Raw genomic sequence first — 12,425 nt, 5'->3', positions numbered from 1 at the left:
GGAGTTGGTGAAGGCGGGTGCCACGGGGTCGAGCTTTCATGGTGCTCGCGCTGGCACCACGTCGAGGCCCTGTCCGCGGGCGCCAGCCGCGGCCACGCCATGGCGCCAGCGGCGATGGGCAGTGGTGAGCGCGTTTGCGGCCACCGGTTGAGGGCGCTGTCAGTCGAGGCCGCCGGTCTCTTCGACGTGCTGGACGAGTGCTGCCACGATCCGTGGGCGAGTGGCATCGGGGACGAGGGTGGGTTCCATGCCTTCCTCGATTCCCCAGTCCGTGTTGAACATGACGGGGACGTCAGCCGGTGCCACGTTGTTCCGGAGCCAGAGGGCGACCCGGGCTGCCATGTGGGCGTTGCACTCGCGGACGGACACGCCCTCGGGTTCCAGGCTGGCAAAGCCTTCCAGAGTCTCGTCGTCGAAAGTGATCCCGAAGATCATCGATGATCCACGGACCGGGCCGTCTCCTTCGTCATCGATACTGATGAATGTGTCCGGATTCCGTTCGCGCAGCCGTGCCTCGAATCCCTCGTAGGTCAGGCCCCAGCTCTGCCCGCGCGGTGGGGTGAAGACGTACATGGTGCGCAGTTCCGCGATCTCTTCTGGTTCCATAGCGGTACTTTCCTGGGGGTGGGCTGGTCAGGGAACGTAGCGGGCGTGGCCTTTGACTCCGTAGGCCGCCATCATGATGCGCCAGTACTGGACAGCATCCTGATTGTTGGTGACCGTCTCGACACCGCGCATCTCCTTGTTTCGTGGGTCGTTGAGCGCGGCGGCGTACTTGCGGAGTTCGAGGCGGTCATCCTTGTAGAGGAAGTCTCTGTCGCCGGTCGCGTGGTTCTTGCGGAGGTCCTCCAGCGAGCGGTAGCACCGTTGGTTCGGCTTGTTCACGTATTTTGCCTCGACTGCCATCCCATCCGAGTTGCGGAAACCGTCCACCATCAACGTGTTGGACGGACTGATCCCTGCCGGGATCGGTACTTCGAACTCCGGGAAGCCCGACACGCGCCTCTGGTAGGCCTGCTCGGCCGGCCTCCCGCCGGAGATGTCACCCTTGCGCAGTGAGTCGAGCCAGGTCTGGAAGTTCTGCCCCTGACTGGGCGTGAGCTGCGGGAACCGTGGGTCAGGAGGAATCGTCGGAGGGACCGGCTGAATGTGCGGAGTGTTGGAGGGCAGGGGACGGTAAGCGGCCGGGACCAGCGTCGGGATGCGGATCAGGGGACCGAGGAGCGGCGGAAGGTTGGGAAAGAGGCCGCCGTTGTCCGGCTGCGGCATCGTGACTCGGGACTGGGAGCTGTCCAGTGCGTGCGGGATGTTGCCGAGCGAGGTGATGCGCGTGTCGCCGGCTATGAGGTCGTGCAGGCCGCCATCGTGGCCGTCGCCTCCGAAGCGCGGCTGTTCCCAGGGCCACAGGAAGTCTCCGTCGAGTCCGCTGTTCTCCATGGGAAGGCGCTGTTTGGCGGTTTCGACGTGGTCGGCGTAGGCGTCGCAGGCGTTGGCGAGCATCGTGCAGGCCGTGGGGAGGTTTGCCAGGAGGGTGTCGTGGTCACCCACTTCGCTGGGTGGGGGTGTCTTGCCGACGAACTTCTCGAAGAAGTTCTCGACCGCGTCAGCGGCATGGCCCGCCTGATCGAGGGTGGCGGTCTTCCATGCGTCGCGGGAGCTCCAGTAGGCGTCGTGGAGGATCTTCGCTGCGCTGCGCCAGGTTGTGGCGACGGCCCGCAGTTTGTCCGGCTGGCCGAGGAATCGCTCGTTGAAGAGGTACTGATCGATGCCGCTGGTCTCACCGACGACGTTCGGCAGGTCCTCGGCGTTGTGACTGGCGCGCGGGCTGCAGTCGGGGCCGGCCGGCTGATCACCGATCCCGGGCGTGAAGGGGCTCTGTTCCAGGAGCTTGGCTGCGACCTTGTCGTCACGCTTGAGGAGTTCCTCGGACGCGCTGAGCAGGGCGCCCGCGCCGTTGGCCATCACTTGGTGGGCGAAGCCGGACTGGTCGAAGACCGACTTGACGGCTGCGGTGTACACCGTGGCAAAGGCTCTGCCGGCCGCACCGTCGCCCGCCATACCGCCGTGGGCACTCAGTTCCGTGAACAGCAGGCCCACCATGTCGTAGACCAGATCCCGCAGCCCCACCATCGACCATGACGCGTTGACGAAGTTCTCCGTCTGATGCCGCAGATCCACCAATGCCCCGTCCCCTTACCGACGCCGGTGATCACCGTACACGGCCGTAAACGGCAAGCTCAGGCGAAGGGATGACGATGAGCCACCAGCGCCGACACGTCCTTCAAACCGCAATAGACTCCCGGCGCACTTGTCCCGAGCCTCCTCGAAGTCGGCAGGCCGGTCCAGGGGTTTCCGGTGCTGGTGGCGCGGAGTCGTCAAGTAGCTGACGGAGCAGGAGTGTCGTGGATCCAGGACAGGCCTCCCAGGTCCAGCCGCTGGCGTGTGCGCGTGACCGCTACGTAGGCCAGGCGGGCTTCGGCGTCGTCGATCGGTTCGGGCAGCTGCGTGGGGCTGTTGCTGTCCTGCGGCGGGTGCTCTCTAGGGCGGGGGAAGTCGTCGGCAATCAGTACACGAGGCCACTCGCGGCCTTTGGCCTTGTGAGCGGTGGAGATGGTGACCTGTGCGTGCTCTTCGGGCACGAGGCGGGCCACTGCGGCAAGGATCGCGTCGGCCCCGTGGTTGTCGACGAGGTTGACCAGGGGCTGCAGATCGCGTCCGGCAGGGTCGTTGGCGGCGTAGTCCCTCAGATCGCCCCAGCTGAGGAAGAGAACGAGCTCGGGGTGGTGGGTGGGTCGTCCTTCTTTCAGGTCGCGTGCTGCCTCGGCCAGGGCCCGCAGGGCGTCGCCTCCTCCGGCCAGGGCGACGCGCTGCCCAGCGGTCATGAGTGTGATGACCTGGGCCATGGCTCCGACGTTGGTGCGGCACAGGACGGCGTCAGGGAAGGTGACGGGGCCGATTTCGGTGGGCACGGTGAGGGTTCCGGTGAGCCGGATGGGGGCCTTGGCCAGGTGCAGCCACAGGTTGGCCTCTTCTGCGAGGTCGGGTCCGAAACGGAAGGACTGCGACAGGGGCAGCTGGGTGCCGTTGAAGCCGGTCATGACGTCTTTGGCGCCGCGCCAGTGGTAGATGGCCTGAGCGGAGTCGCCGACCATGACGAGTTGGGCGTGATCGCGTTGGGCGAGGAAGATCGCTTCGACGACGGGGTCGGTGTCCTGGGCTTCGTCCAGGAGCAGGTAGTCGGCTTCCAGTCGCGGTTGGGTGAGGGCCCAGATCTTCAGGTAGTGGTCATGTTCGAAGCGGACGCAGCCCTCCTCGGGGTTCTGCAGGTCTTTCCAGGCTTTGTGGGCGAACGGGACGAGGTGGTTGGCGAGTTCGCGGTGCAGGTCTGTGTCCTCCAGGCCACGTAGCTTCGGGACGTGGCGGTGGGTGATCGTCTGGTCGGCGGTGTGGCAGAAGCGGCTGACCGTGCGTAGGAGCGCGTTGGACAGGGCCCTTTGGGAGATCTTGCGTTCTCCGATGCAGATGTCTTCGGTGAGGCCGAGGACTCGTCCGGTCTTCCAGGCAGGGCGCCGGGGTGCGTTGAGGCGGCGGGTGTAGCGGTGACCGATGGCGGCGTAGGCGAGGGAGTGGGTGGTTTTGCACTGGACGGTGTTCGGGAAGCGGGCGGTGGCGTCCTGGGCGATGGACCGGTTGTAGGAGAGGTAGCGGCCGCGGCGTGTGGTGGAGCGGGCGAGCATTTCGAGCAGGGTGGTTTTGCCGGTGCCGGCTCCTGCTTGGAGGGCCAGGTGTTCGCCGCGGCGGAAGGCGTCGGCCGCGGCGGTTTGTTCGTCGGTGGGGTTCACGGTGTGGGTCCTTCGGGGAGTCGGGTGAGCGCGTGCCCGACGGCGGAGAGCAGGTGTGCGGGGGTGGTGCCGGCCAGTAGCCGCCGTACCCCCGTGTCCGTGATCGAGGCGGTCGGCTTCTGGTGGGCGTGCTCGGCCAGTTCCCGGTGAACGGCCCGTTCCAGGAGGCGGCCGGGTTGTTGGCCGGGCAGCGTGGGTGAGGGTGGCAGTGTGGCGGGTGGGAAGGCGACGTTGAGCAGGGCCTTGCCGTTCTTGTCCGGATAGCGGGTGTTGATCACGTCGATGGGCGACCGACCCGTCGGGCTTCGGCGCGGCCGGCGGCCTGGTCGGGGGCGGCGTTGATGAGGACCATGGGTCGAGTGATGCCGTGGTTGCGGGCGAGCAACATCCGGCTGCGGGCAAAGGCGAGTTCGGCCGGGCTGGCGGCGCGCGTGAGCGTGATCTCCAGGGCATGGTGGGGCACCTTTCAACTTCGGAGGGGGCGGGGGTCGGGTGGGGTGGCTGGGCGGGAGCGCGTGGAGCCGGGAGCGGTCCGAAGAGTTTCCACCCGGTCGAGGTCAGGTTGGCGGCTGGTGTCCGCAGGGCAGGGGCGGGGCGGCACCGGGCTGGCCTGGGCGGTTGTTCTGCGTGGGTGGGGCGGGCTGCTGGCCACTTTGACCGCTGGTGGCCTCGGTGTGGGAGCCGGCTGGTGGGGTGAGGGCGCCGGTGTCGATCAGGCGCCGGGTGCGCAGCCCGAGTTCGCGACGAAGCGATGTGAGCCGGGGGCTGCCTGTTTCAGAGTGGTAGGACCGCTGCTGGGGACAGACCACGCTATGCGGGATACGGCACCATCGGCTGCCGTCGTCGTGGGGGTAGGCGATGCCGCTGCTGACGTGCCAGCGGCAGGTTGCGGAGACGCTGGTGGTGGCGACTTCCGCGGGGTGCAGGTCGATGAGCCGGCCGTCGAAGCGCTCGTACCAGTCGATGCGGTTGCCGCAGTGGCGGCAGCGGCCGGTCTGTCCGGCGCGCAGGAGGCGGCTCGGGCTGTCTTTCGCGATCCGTAGGGTGCGGGGGTAGGGCAGGTGACGGGGGCTGCCGTCCCAGTGACGGTCACCGTGGGGAGTGTGGAGGCGCATGGCCGCGACCGTGCCAGGTGCCACGCCGGTCGGTGATGGCGGCTTTCTCGGATGTCACGCGATCGGCGCAGCGGGCCGGAACAGCAGAACGAGCCAGGGATCGGTTGTTCGGTAGCGCCTCGCCTGTGCGGGTGATTCTCCTGGGCGGCGGATTCGGCCTGGGCTGTGCCGGATCAGGGGGGCGGTGTGCCGGGGGTCTGGTGGCCGTCGCACAGGGAGGTGAGGAAGCGTTCGATGGGGACGTCGAAGGCGTGGGCGAGGGCGTGCCAGGTGGTGATGGTGCCGGTGGTGCGGCCGTGTTCGAGGTCGATGAGGGTGCGTCTGGCCAGGCCGCTTCGTTCGGCGAGTTCGTCGAAGGTCCATCCGCGCTCGCCCCTCAGCCGTGCGAGTGCGACGCGCAGGGCGGTGAGGTTGGGGTCGGGCGGGAAGATCGTCACTCCCCCATCCGACGGTGCAGGCCTCTGCCCTGTCAGTGCAGACCTCTGCACTATTTGTCCTGGTGGGCTCAGCGATCACGGTGCGGAGTTCTGCACTACGGTGCGTGCGTTCCGGAATGCCTGTTGCCAGGCCCCCGGCCCTACGGCGCGAACAGAGCAGGAGGACAGCCAGCCGATGAGGCTTGCCGGTGCCGCAGCGCGGCGCGTCTGGACGGTGGAACTGCGCCCGCATCCGGGCGGGCCCGCCCTCGTCTGCATCCGGTGCACCGCCCGCACGCCGCCCGTTCAGGCCGCGTCAGCCAGGTCGGCCGCCCTGACCCACCTGGCCTGCCACGCCCGCGCCGACGCCCTGCCCCCGCATCTGCGTACCTGCCAGTGCCGTGCCCAGGGCTGTCTGTGGCATCCGCGTCATCGTGGCTGCGCCGGCCCGGTCCTGCTCGCCCTGACCCGCGACGCGAGCGGCCGCGTCTGGCGGCTGGCCGACACCTGCGCAGCCTGCGCGGCTGCCACCGACAACACCGCGGTCGTCCCCGACACCGTGCTCGGCAGACCGCAGTTGTCCTCCTCCCAGTCTGTGGCAGGGCGACGTGCCTGTCGGCCTGCAGCCGATGAGGACGTGCGTGTGCGGGAGATGCTCACCTACCTGGCCTCCGCGCTCCCGCGGTTCACCTCCCCTGCCGCCCGGCTCCTGGCACTCCAGTGCGCGCTGCGTGCCGACACCCGCGGTTGTGTCCGGCTGCCGTCCGGGTTGCTGCGCGGCATGCGCCTGCACGGGCGTGCCGAGGTCTGGGAGGAACTGGCGCACGGTTCCTGGCTGCGTCCACCGGATCTCAGGGCAGCGACGGTTGAGGTGCAGTTGCTCGACGCCGCGGTCCGGGACCAGGCGCCCGGCCGCACCGCACGTCGTCAGGCCGCTCACTGGGCGCTTCAGCCCTGGCCGATGGCCGTCCGTGGTGCCACTCCCCCAGCTGCCCGGCTGGTGGCACTGGCCCTCGCAGCGCACCTGTCCCCCGGTTCGGCACACCACACCGTTGATATGGACGTACTGGCCCGTCTGTGCGGTCACTCCCCCCATCAGACAGCGGAACTTCTGGACCGGCTGGTCGTCACACGCGCGCTGGCGTCCTGGCATCACGACCGGGGCACCGATGAGGTGGCCTGGCAGCTGGCCGGCCAGCACTCGCGGCCGTCGGCGCCCTGCGCGTACAGGAAGATGCCGCGTACCGGGTAAGGGCCGGTCCTCCCGGCCGGGATGGCCGGGGGGTATGGCCCGCCTCCGGCAACCTGCGTGCCACGAGCGGGTGTGCGAGGGAATCGGCGGCCGCGCGGGAGCCGTCACGAGTGCCGGTCCGACGTCGACCGGGCGGGTTCTGGAGCATCTGATGCGCCAGGCAGTCCTGCAACGCTGGTTGTCGTGACTGCTGGCCACTCACCGCAGCACCGTCATGGACGCGCCCGCTCACCTGCGCGGACGCTCCCCTCATCAGACGGCGGAGCTGCTGGACCGGCTGCCGGGAAGCCGCATTCTGACCGCCTGGCAACACAGCCAGGACACCGACGAATGCTTGTGGCAACTCCCCCACCGACCTGCCTGAAATCACCCCCGCCGCGGGCCCCGTCAGCGTCACCGTCGAGACCGTGAAGCTCAGGTCGAGAGATAGACATCACTCAAGAAGAGCTACAGACTCCACCCATCCGTACTATCTCTACGCCGGGCCACGCAGCAGTGATCTCCACAGCCGCTCGGACCGCAGCCCGAGAACACAGGCGCTTGGGCGCGTCCGCCACAGGTGCTGCACGCCCGGTCAGGAAACCGAGAGAAAGGTCGGCCCATGTCCGACACCACGATTGCCGGCACTGAACTCACATCGCAGTACGTCGCGCAGGTCACCAGCGACCTCGAACGCAACACCAAGGAGCAGGAACGCATCAGCGCAGAGATCGCCACGCTGCAGGAACAGCTGACCGCGCTGCAGCATGACCACTCCGTGCTGGTCAACGTGCAGCAGGCGCTGGGCATCGCTCCGGCACAGGTTCAGCCTGCAGCCCATCCGGACGACGCCGCGGTACCCGCTCCGCGCAAGAAGGCTTCTGCCGAATCCGGAGCCGGCAAGCGGACGCGAGTGAAGCAGGCTGCCGGCACGCAGCGCGCCACGACCAGCGAGACGTCGGCGGACAGGAAGCCGCCGCACAAGGACACGGCGGCGAGGGCAGGCCGGCCCACGCTGGTCGAACTCGTCCGTGGTCACCTCACCGAGCAGAGCGAGCCGCGCTCCGCGGCCGAAGTCGCCACGGCACTCGGCAAGGCCCACTCCGAGCGCGGCATCAAGACCACCGTGGTCCGGACCACCCTCGAAGGACTCGTGGCCAAGAACCAGGCCAGGCGAACAAAGCAGGGCGCCTCCGTCTTCTACACCGCCCCTGACACCGCCGAGTAGACGGGCATGCTGGCCTAGACGAGGCACAGTCCGGGCAGGCCGTGCAAGGCGTCCCGGTACGCGTTGCCGCTGCGGCGGCGGCCCGGCCCGGCGTTTGTCCCGCCGGGCGGTCAACGTTTCTGGCGCCACTCCGCCGGTAGACGGGCAGTCACCAGTGGACGAGCCCAGCCCTACCGTTCGCTGATGGTGCCCCTCCCCTCATCAGGTGGCGACGGGCAATGTCGCACCGCCGGCCGTACGGCAGCTCAGTGCCTCAGCGGCCACTTTCTCCTGACGAGCGTGCCGCACTATTGCATCCACGTGTCACCCATTGGCTGGTTCGTCCACCGAACCCGGCCCGCCGGGCACCGGAGCCCGCCCCCTGCACGTGAACAGACCAAAGTACGGAGCCCACGACGCCGTCAGGCAGAGAGAGTTGGAGCGCACACAGGGCGTGAAATAAGCACACACGGCGTAGCAGGAGCGTCCGGAAGATGGGGTTCCACTCCCCCGCTGGCCGTCGTCATCGACGGATCTGCGGCAGGCAGGACGACTTCGATCAAGGTGGTCACAGATCCAGGACCGGCGGGCGTGTACGGAACTTTGTGTAAGTCCTGGGCCATCACTTGGTGTTGAGCCGGTCCTCGAAGAAGAGTGAGAACTGGTTCAGTGCCTTCTTCCAGTGTGCCGCGACGTGGTTGACATCGCGCGCTCTGGGGGTGATCTGCTCGCGGACGGCGAGGTAGAGCACCTTCAACGCGGCCTGTTCCGAGGGGAAGTGCCCACGATTGCGAGTGGCTTTCCGCAGCCGTGCGTTGATCGACTCGATCAGGTTGGTCGAGTAGACGACCTTCCTTATCTCCGGCGGGAAGGCGAGGTAGGGGGTGAATTCGCTCCACGCGGCGTGCCAGAGGAAGCACCAAACCGCACGGGATCGTGGTGTTCCTGTGGATTCGCTGGTGGTGACGCACCCGTTCCACCCATTGTTCGAACGGCGGTTGCGGGTGTGCCGGGCGGCTCGCCGGGGCGGCAGGCTGGTCTTCGTCTGCATGGCCGGTGACGGTGTGTCGTTCACGCTGCCGCAGGAGTGGACCGATCGCGGCCCGCGCCCAGGTGAGTACCGGATCGCAATCGATGCGCTGGTTGAGTTGTCTGCGCTGGTCGACGCCCTCTCGCGCCGTTGCGGCGAAGCGGTTGCGGACGCCACGGTGGTGGCAGACGGTCTGCCCAGTCGGGCGGCTGAGCCGTGGTTGGAGGCGACGGGCAGTGATCGCGGCGGGCTTCGACCGGCGGACGGCGGTGCTGCTGGTCGCCAACATGGTGCAGTCGGCCCTGCGAGCGGAAGGCAGCGGGGATGAACACGCCGGAGAAGGTGAGCGCGTCGCACCGCTCGCGCAAGGCGGTGGTGTATGTGCGCCAGTCGACGCTGCTGCAGGTTCGGGAGAACACCGAGTCCACCGCCCGGCAGTATGCGCTGGTGGAACGTGCGGCCGATCTCGGCTGGGCGCGGTCGGACATCAGCGTGGTCGACGCGGACCTGGGCGTCTCCGGGCGGTTCTCGGGACTGCGCGCGGGATTCCAGCAGTTGGTCGCGCAGGTGTGTCTGGGCGAGGTCGGCGCCGTGCTCGGGCTGGAGGTCTCGCGTCTGGCGCGGTCCTCGGCCGAGTTCGCCCGGCTGCTGGAGTTCGCCCGCTTGACCGATACCCTCCTGATCGATGCCGATGGCATCTACGACCTGTCCGACTTCAACGACCGCTTGGTGCTCGGGCTCAAGAGCACGATGAGCGAGGCCGAGCTGCATATCCTCGCCGGCCGTCTGCACGGTGCCCGCAACGCGGCAGCCGAGCGCGGCGAGCTCCGCCTGCCTCTGCCGGTCGGCCTGGTCTATGACGACGAAGGCCAGATCATCATCGACCCGGACCAGGAAGTCCAGGCCGCTGTCGCGGACGTCTTCGCCCTGTTCGAGGAGCACGGCTCGGCACTGGCCGTGGTGCGAGCCTTCGCCCGGCGGCGCTTCCCGCGCCGCGACACCGGAGTATGGGACGGCCGCCTGCGCTGGGGCCGGCTCACCCACGGGCGGGTGACCTTCATCCTGAGAAACCCGGTCTATGCCGGGGCTTATGCCTTCGGCCGACAGACCAGCGCCCGCCGGGTCCGCCCTGACGGCACGGTCGTCACCGCAACCAGCCGCCGGGCGCGCGAGGACTGGAAGGTCCTCATCCCTGATCACCACGAGGGCTATATCTCCTGGCAGCAGTACCTGGCCATCGAGGCCAAGCTGGCCGCGAACCGCACCAGCACCGGTGCCCGCCCGCCTCGCGAGGGCGTGCCGCTGTGCCAGGGGATCATCTTCTGCGGATCCTGCGGCTTCCCGATGGGCACCCGTTACCGGCGCGCGGACAACACCGCGGACTACGTGTGCACCAGAGCACAGAGCGACGCAGTGACCACCCCCAACTGCCACTCGATCGCGGCCGCTGCGGTCGACCCTGTCATCGAACGCCTGCTGCTGGCCGCACTCACCCCCGAGCAGGTCCACCTCGCCCTCACCGCCGCCGATGCCCTCCACCAACGCCACCACCGCTCCCACCGGGCCGCCGAGCTCGCACTGGAGCGCGCCCGCTGGGAAGCCGACCGCGCCGAGCGGGCCTTCCTGCAGGTAGAGCCCGAGAACCGACTGGTAGCCCGCACCCTCGAGAAACGCTGGGAGGACAAACTCGCTGCCCTCGCCCAGGCCCAGACCGCCCTGGACGACCTCATCGCCTCCGAACCCTCCCTGCCCGAACCGGCCCGGCTCACCGCGCTCGCCCAGGACCTGCCCCGGCTGTGGAACGCGCCAACGACCAGCGCGAAAGACCGCAAACGGCTGCTGCGGACCCTGATCGCGGACATCACCATCCGCCACGTCGACCACGCTCGCGCCCACCTGGGCATCCGCTGGCACACCGGCGCCACCGACGAAGTCACCTGCGACCGGCGTACCAACCGCAATCCCACGGCCGCAGTCGAGATCGTCCGGCACCTCCTCGATACCCGCAGCGACGCCGAGATCGCCGACCACCTCAACACACTCGGGTTCACCACCGGCAACTGCCGTGCGTTCACCGTCGCCTCAATCCGGCACATCCGTGCCCAGCATGCCATCGGCTCACGCCGCAACAATCCCACCGTCCCGGGCGAGATCACCGTCCCGCAGGCCGCACGGATCCTCGGCGTCCACGAGTCCACGATCTATCCCTGGCTCCGCAGCGGTGAGATGCCCGCCCGACAGGCCCGCCACCGCCGCTGGTGCATCCCCTGGAACGACGAGATCGCGCAGTACTGGAAACAGCGCGTCGCCACCGAGTCCCGGATCAGGCGACCAAACCCCAACAACGAGACAGGACAGGCAGTATGAAGCCGACTTCCCAGGTCCGCACGATCGCGGGATACCGCTGGCCCAGCTCGCCTGCGGCGAAGTCGGCGAGGGCCTGCTCGGCGGTCTGCTCGGTGGGGGCGGTGTAGATGGCCTTCAACTCCGTGACCAGCCTGGTGTGGTGCTGCTTGGAGGCGAACCTCAGCGAGGCGCGGATCAAGTGGATCACACATGTCTGAACGGTGGCCTTGGGCCAGGTCGCGGTGACCGCGTCGGGCAGGCCCTTCAGTCCGTCGCAGGCGACGATGCACACGTCCTCGACCCCGCGGTTGCGGAGCTCGGACAGCACGGTCATCCAGGTCGTGGCGCCTTCGCCCTCGTCGCCGACCCACAGGCCGAGCACGTCCTTGCAGCCGTCCATGTCCACCCCGACGGCGAGATAGACCGGTCGGGAGGACACGGACCCGGAGCGGATCTTCACCCACAGCGCGTCGATGTAGATGATCGGCCAGACGGCGTCCAGCGGTCTGTTCTGCCATGCGTCGAGCTCGTCGGTGACGGCGTCGGTGACTTTGCTGATCAGGTCCGGTGAGACCTGGACGCCGTACATGCCGGCCAGGTGCGAGCGGATGTCGCGCACCGACATGCCGCGCGCATACAGGGACAGGACCTGCTCGTTGAACCCTGCAAGTCGCCTGGCGTGCTTGGGCACCAGCTGCGGTTCGAAGGACCCGTCACGGTCCCTGGGAACGGCCAGCGTGACCGCCCCGGCATCGGTCAGCACCGTCTTCAGAGATGTGCCGTTGCGGCTGTTGCCCGAGCCGCGGCCTGCGGGATCGTGCTTCTCGTATCCGAGGTGGTCGGTCATCTCCGCGTCGAGGGCCCGTTCCAGCACGGCCCGGGTCACCTCCGTCAGCAGGCCGCCTTCGCCCAGCAGCGCAGCACCCGAGGCGTCGGCGCGGTCCAGCAGGCGCTCGACGACCTCATCGACGAGCTTGTCCTCGACCGGTTCGACGGCCGGGATCTCGTTGTCGTTCATGTCCGTCCGTCCCGGCTGGCCGAAGGCCCAGGTCAGAGCCCTGACCAGCCTGTCACATCACGGACTTACACGATCTTTCAGACACGCTCGGTTTCGGTGCCCCTCCGTGGCCCTGGCACTGAAAGTGGCTCTGTCGCTGATTTGGGGGTGTCAGTCGGTTGATCAAGGTGACAGGAGGATGCGGCGTCGCAGGAGGTCGAAGTTGGCCCGGCCGTACATC

At 68.3% G+C, this 12,425-nt stretch carries 13 protein-coding genes; 4 read left to right on the top strand and 9 right to left on the bottom strand.

Annotated features, from left to right (window positions below; translation table 11 throughout):
* Nucleotides 1-159: 159 nt before the first annotated feature.
* From ACFC8N_RS46940 to ACFC8N_RS46910, 7 genes are all read right to left on the bottom strand, one after another.
* The gene (locus ACFC8N_RS46940; RefSeq protein WP_376295850.1) at nucleotides 160-573 is read right to left on the bottom strand and encodes a hypothetical protein; all 414 of its coding nucleotides are present in this window, start codon (nucleotides 571-573) and stop codon (nucleotides 160-162) included.
* 60 nt (nucleotides 574-633) lie between these two features.
* On the bottom strand, nucleotides 634-2,178 hold the full coding sequence (locus ACFC8N_RS46935; protein WP_376295848.1) for a restriction endonuclease fold toxin-2 domain-containing protein: 1,545 nt from the start codon (nucleotides 2,176-2,178) through the stop codon (nucleotides 634-636).
* Between the two features lie 197 nt (nucleotides 2,179-2,375).
* On the bottom strand, nucleotides 2,376-3,842 hold the full coding sequence (locus ACFC8N_RS46930; protein ID WP_376295846.1) for a UvrD-helicase domain-containing protein: 1,467 nt from the start codon (nucleotides 3,840-3,842) through the stop codon (nucleotides 2,376-2,378).
* Nucleotides 3,839-4,120 carry a hypothetical protein gene (locus ACFC8N_RS46925; protein WP_376295845.1) on the bottom strand — a complete coding sequence of 94 codons (282 nt, stop codon included), beginning with the start codon at nucleotides 4,118-4,120 and terminating at the stop codon, nucleotides 3,839-3,841. The genes ACFC8N_RS46930 and ACFC8N_RS46925 overlap by 4 nt, the downstream gene beginning before the upstream one ends.
* Complete coding sequence (locus ACFC8N_RS46920; RefSeq protein ID WP_376295843.1) at nucleotides 4,117-4,305, bottom strand: hypothetical protein; 189 nt, start codon at nucleotides 4,303-4,305, stop codon at nucleotides 4,117-4,119. Before ACFC8N_RS46920 ends, ACFC8N_RS46925 begins: the two co-directional genes overlap by 4 nt.
* A 94-nt stretch (nucleotides 4,306-4,399) precedes the next feature.
* Nucleotides 4,400-4,957 (bottom strand): DUF6083 domain-containing protein, encoded by a 558-nt coding sequence (locus ACFC8N_RS46915; protein ID WP_376295841.1) that lies wholly within the window; start codon nucleotides 4,955-4,957, stop codon nucleotides 4,400-4,402.
* Nucleotides 4,958-5,130: 173 nt separating this feature from the next.
* Entirely contained in the window at nucleotides 5,131-5,394 is a 264-nt protein-coding gene (locus ACFC8N_RS46910) for a helix-turn-helix transcriptional regulator (RefSeq protein WP_376295840.1), read from the bottom strand.
* Nucleotides 5,395-5,569: 175 nt separating this feature from the next.
* Between ACFC8N_RS46910 and ACFC8N_RS46905 the strand changes: the two genes are divergently transcribed.
* Nucleotides 5,570-6,625, top strand: coding sequence for a hypothetical protein (locus ACFC8N_RS46905; protein WP_376295838.1), 1,056 nt, complete (start codon nucleotides 5,570-5,572; stop codon nucleotides 6,623-6,625).
* A 601-nt stretch (nucleotides 6,626-7,226) separates the two neighbouring features.
* A complete protein-coding gene (locus tag ACFC8N_RS46900; RefSeq protein ID WP_376295837.1) occupies nucleotides 7,227-7,832 on the top strand; it encodes a hypothetical protein in 606 nt (201 codons plus the stop codon).
* Between the two features lie 601 nt (nucleotides 7,833-8,433).
* On the opposite strand, the gene ACFC8N_RS46895 is transcribed toward ACFC8N_RS46900, so the two are convergent.
* Nucleotides 8,434-8,862 carry a transposase gene (locus ACFC8N_RS46895; protein WP_376295836.1) on the bottom strand — a complete coding sequence of 143 codons (429 nt, stop codon included), beginning with the start codon at nucleotides 8,860-8,862 and terminating at the stop codon, nucleotides 8,434-8,436.
* Between ACFC8N_RS46895 and ACFC8N_RS46890 the strand changes: the two genes are divergently transcribed.
* Together ACFC8N_RS46890 and ACFC8N_RS46885 are read left to right on the top strand one after the other, a co-directional pair.
* Nucleotides 8,759-9,169: a DUF5372 family protein gene (locus ACFC8N_RS46890; protein ID WP_376295834.1), complete on the top strand. Its 411-nt coding sequence runs from the start codon at nucleotides 8,759-8,761 to the stop codon at nucleotides 9,167-9,169. The genes ACFC8N_RS46895 and ACFC8N_RS46890 overlap by 104 nt on opposite strands.
* Nucleotides 9,166-11,208, top strand: a complete 2,043-nt coding sequence (locus ACFC8N_RS46885; protein WP_376295832.1) for a recombinase family protein — start codon at nucleotides 9,166-9,168, stop codon at nucleotides 11,206-11,208. The genes ACFC8N_RS46890 and ACFC8N_RS46885 overlap by 4 nt, the downstream gene beginning before the upstream one ends.
* Here the strand turns inward: ACFC8N_RS46885 and ACFC8N_RS46880 are convergent.
* A complete protein-coding gene (locus ACFC8N_RS46880; RefSeq protein WP_376295831.1) occupies nucleotides 11,165-12,205 on the bottom strand; it encodes an IS256 family transposase in 1,041 nt (346 codons plus the stop codon). The genes ACFC8N_RS46885 and ACFC8N_RS46880 overlap by 44 nt on opposite strands.
* Nucleotides 12,206-12,425: the final 220 nt, after the last annotated feature.

It is taken from the genome of Streptomyces sp. NPDC055966, from assembly GCF_042269865.1.
Lineage (GTDB): Bacteria > Actinomycetota > Actinomycetes > Streptomycetales > Streptomycetaceae > Streptomyces.
This window is presented reverse-complemented; position numbering and strand designations above follow the sequence as displayed.

Bases quoted from the DNA above. Each gene is read 5' to 3' on its own strand.
- ACFC8N_RS46895 (WP_376295836.1), bottom strand. From the start codon at position 8,862: ATGCAGACGAAGACCAGCCTGCCGCCCCGGCGAGCCGCCCGGCACACC.
- ACFC8N_RS46915 (WP_376295841.1), bottom strand. From the start codon at position 4,957: ATGCGCCTCCACACTCCCCACGGTGACCGTCACTGGGACGGCAGCCCC.
- ACFC8N_RS46880 (WP_376295831.1), bottom strand. From the start codon at position 12,205: ATGAACGACAACGAGATCCCGGCCGTCGAACCGGTCGAGGACAAGCTC.
- ACFC8N_RS46900 (WP_376295837.1), top strand. From the start codon at position 7,227: ATGTCCGACACCACGATTGCCGGCACTGAACTCACATCGCAGTACGTC.
- ACFC8N_RS46885 (WP_376295832.1), top strand. From the start codon at position 9,166: ATGAACACGCCGGAGAAGGTGAGCGCGTCGCACCGCTCGCGCAAGGCG.
- ACFC8N_RS46905 (WP_376295838.1), top strand. From the start codon at position 5,570: ATGAGGCTTGCCGGTGCCGCAGCGCGGCGCGTCTGGACGGTGGAACTG.
- ACFC8N_RS46940 (WP_376295850.1), bottom strand. From the start codon at position 573: ATGTACGTCTTCACCCCACCGCGCGGGCAGAGCTGGGGCCTGACCTAC.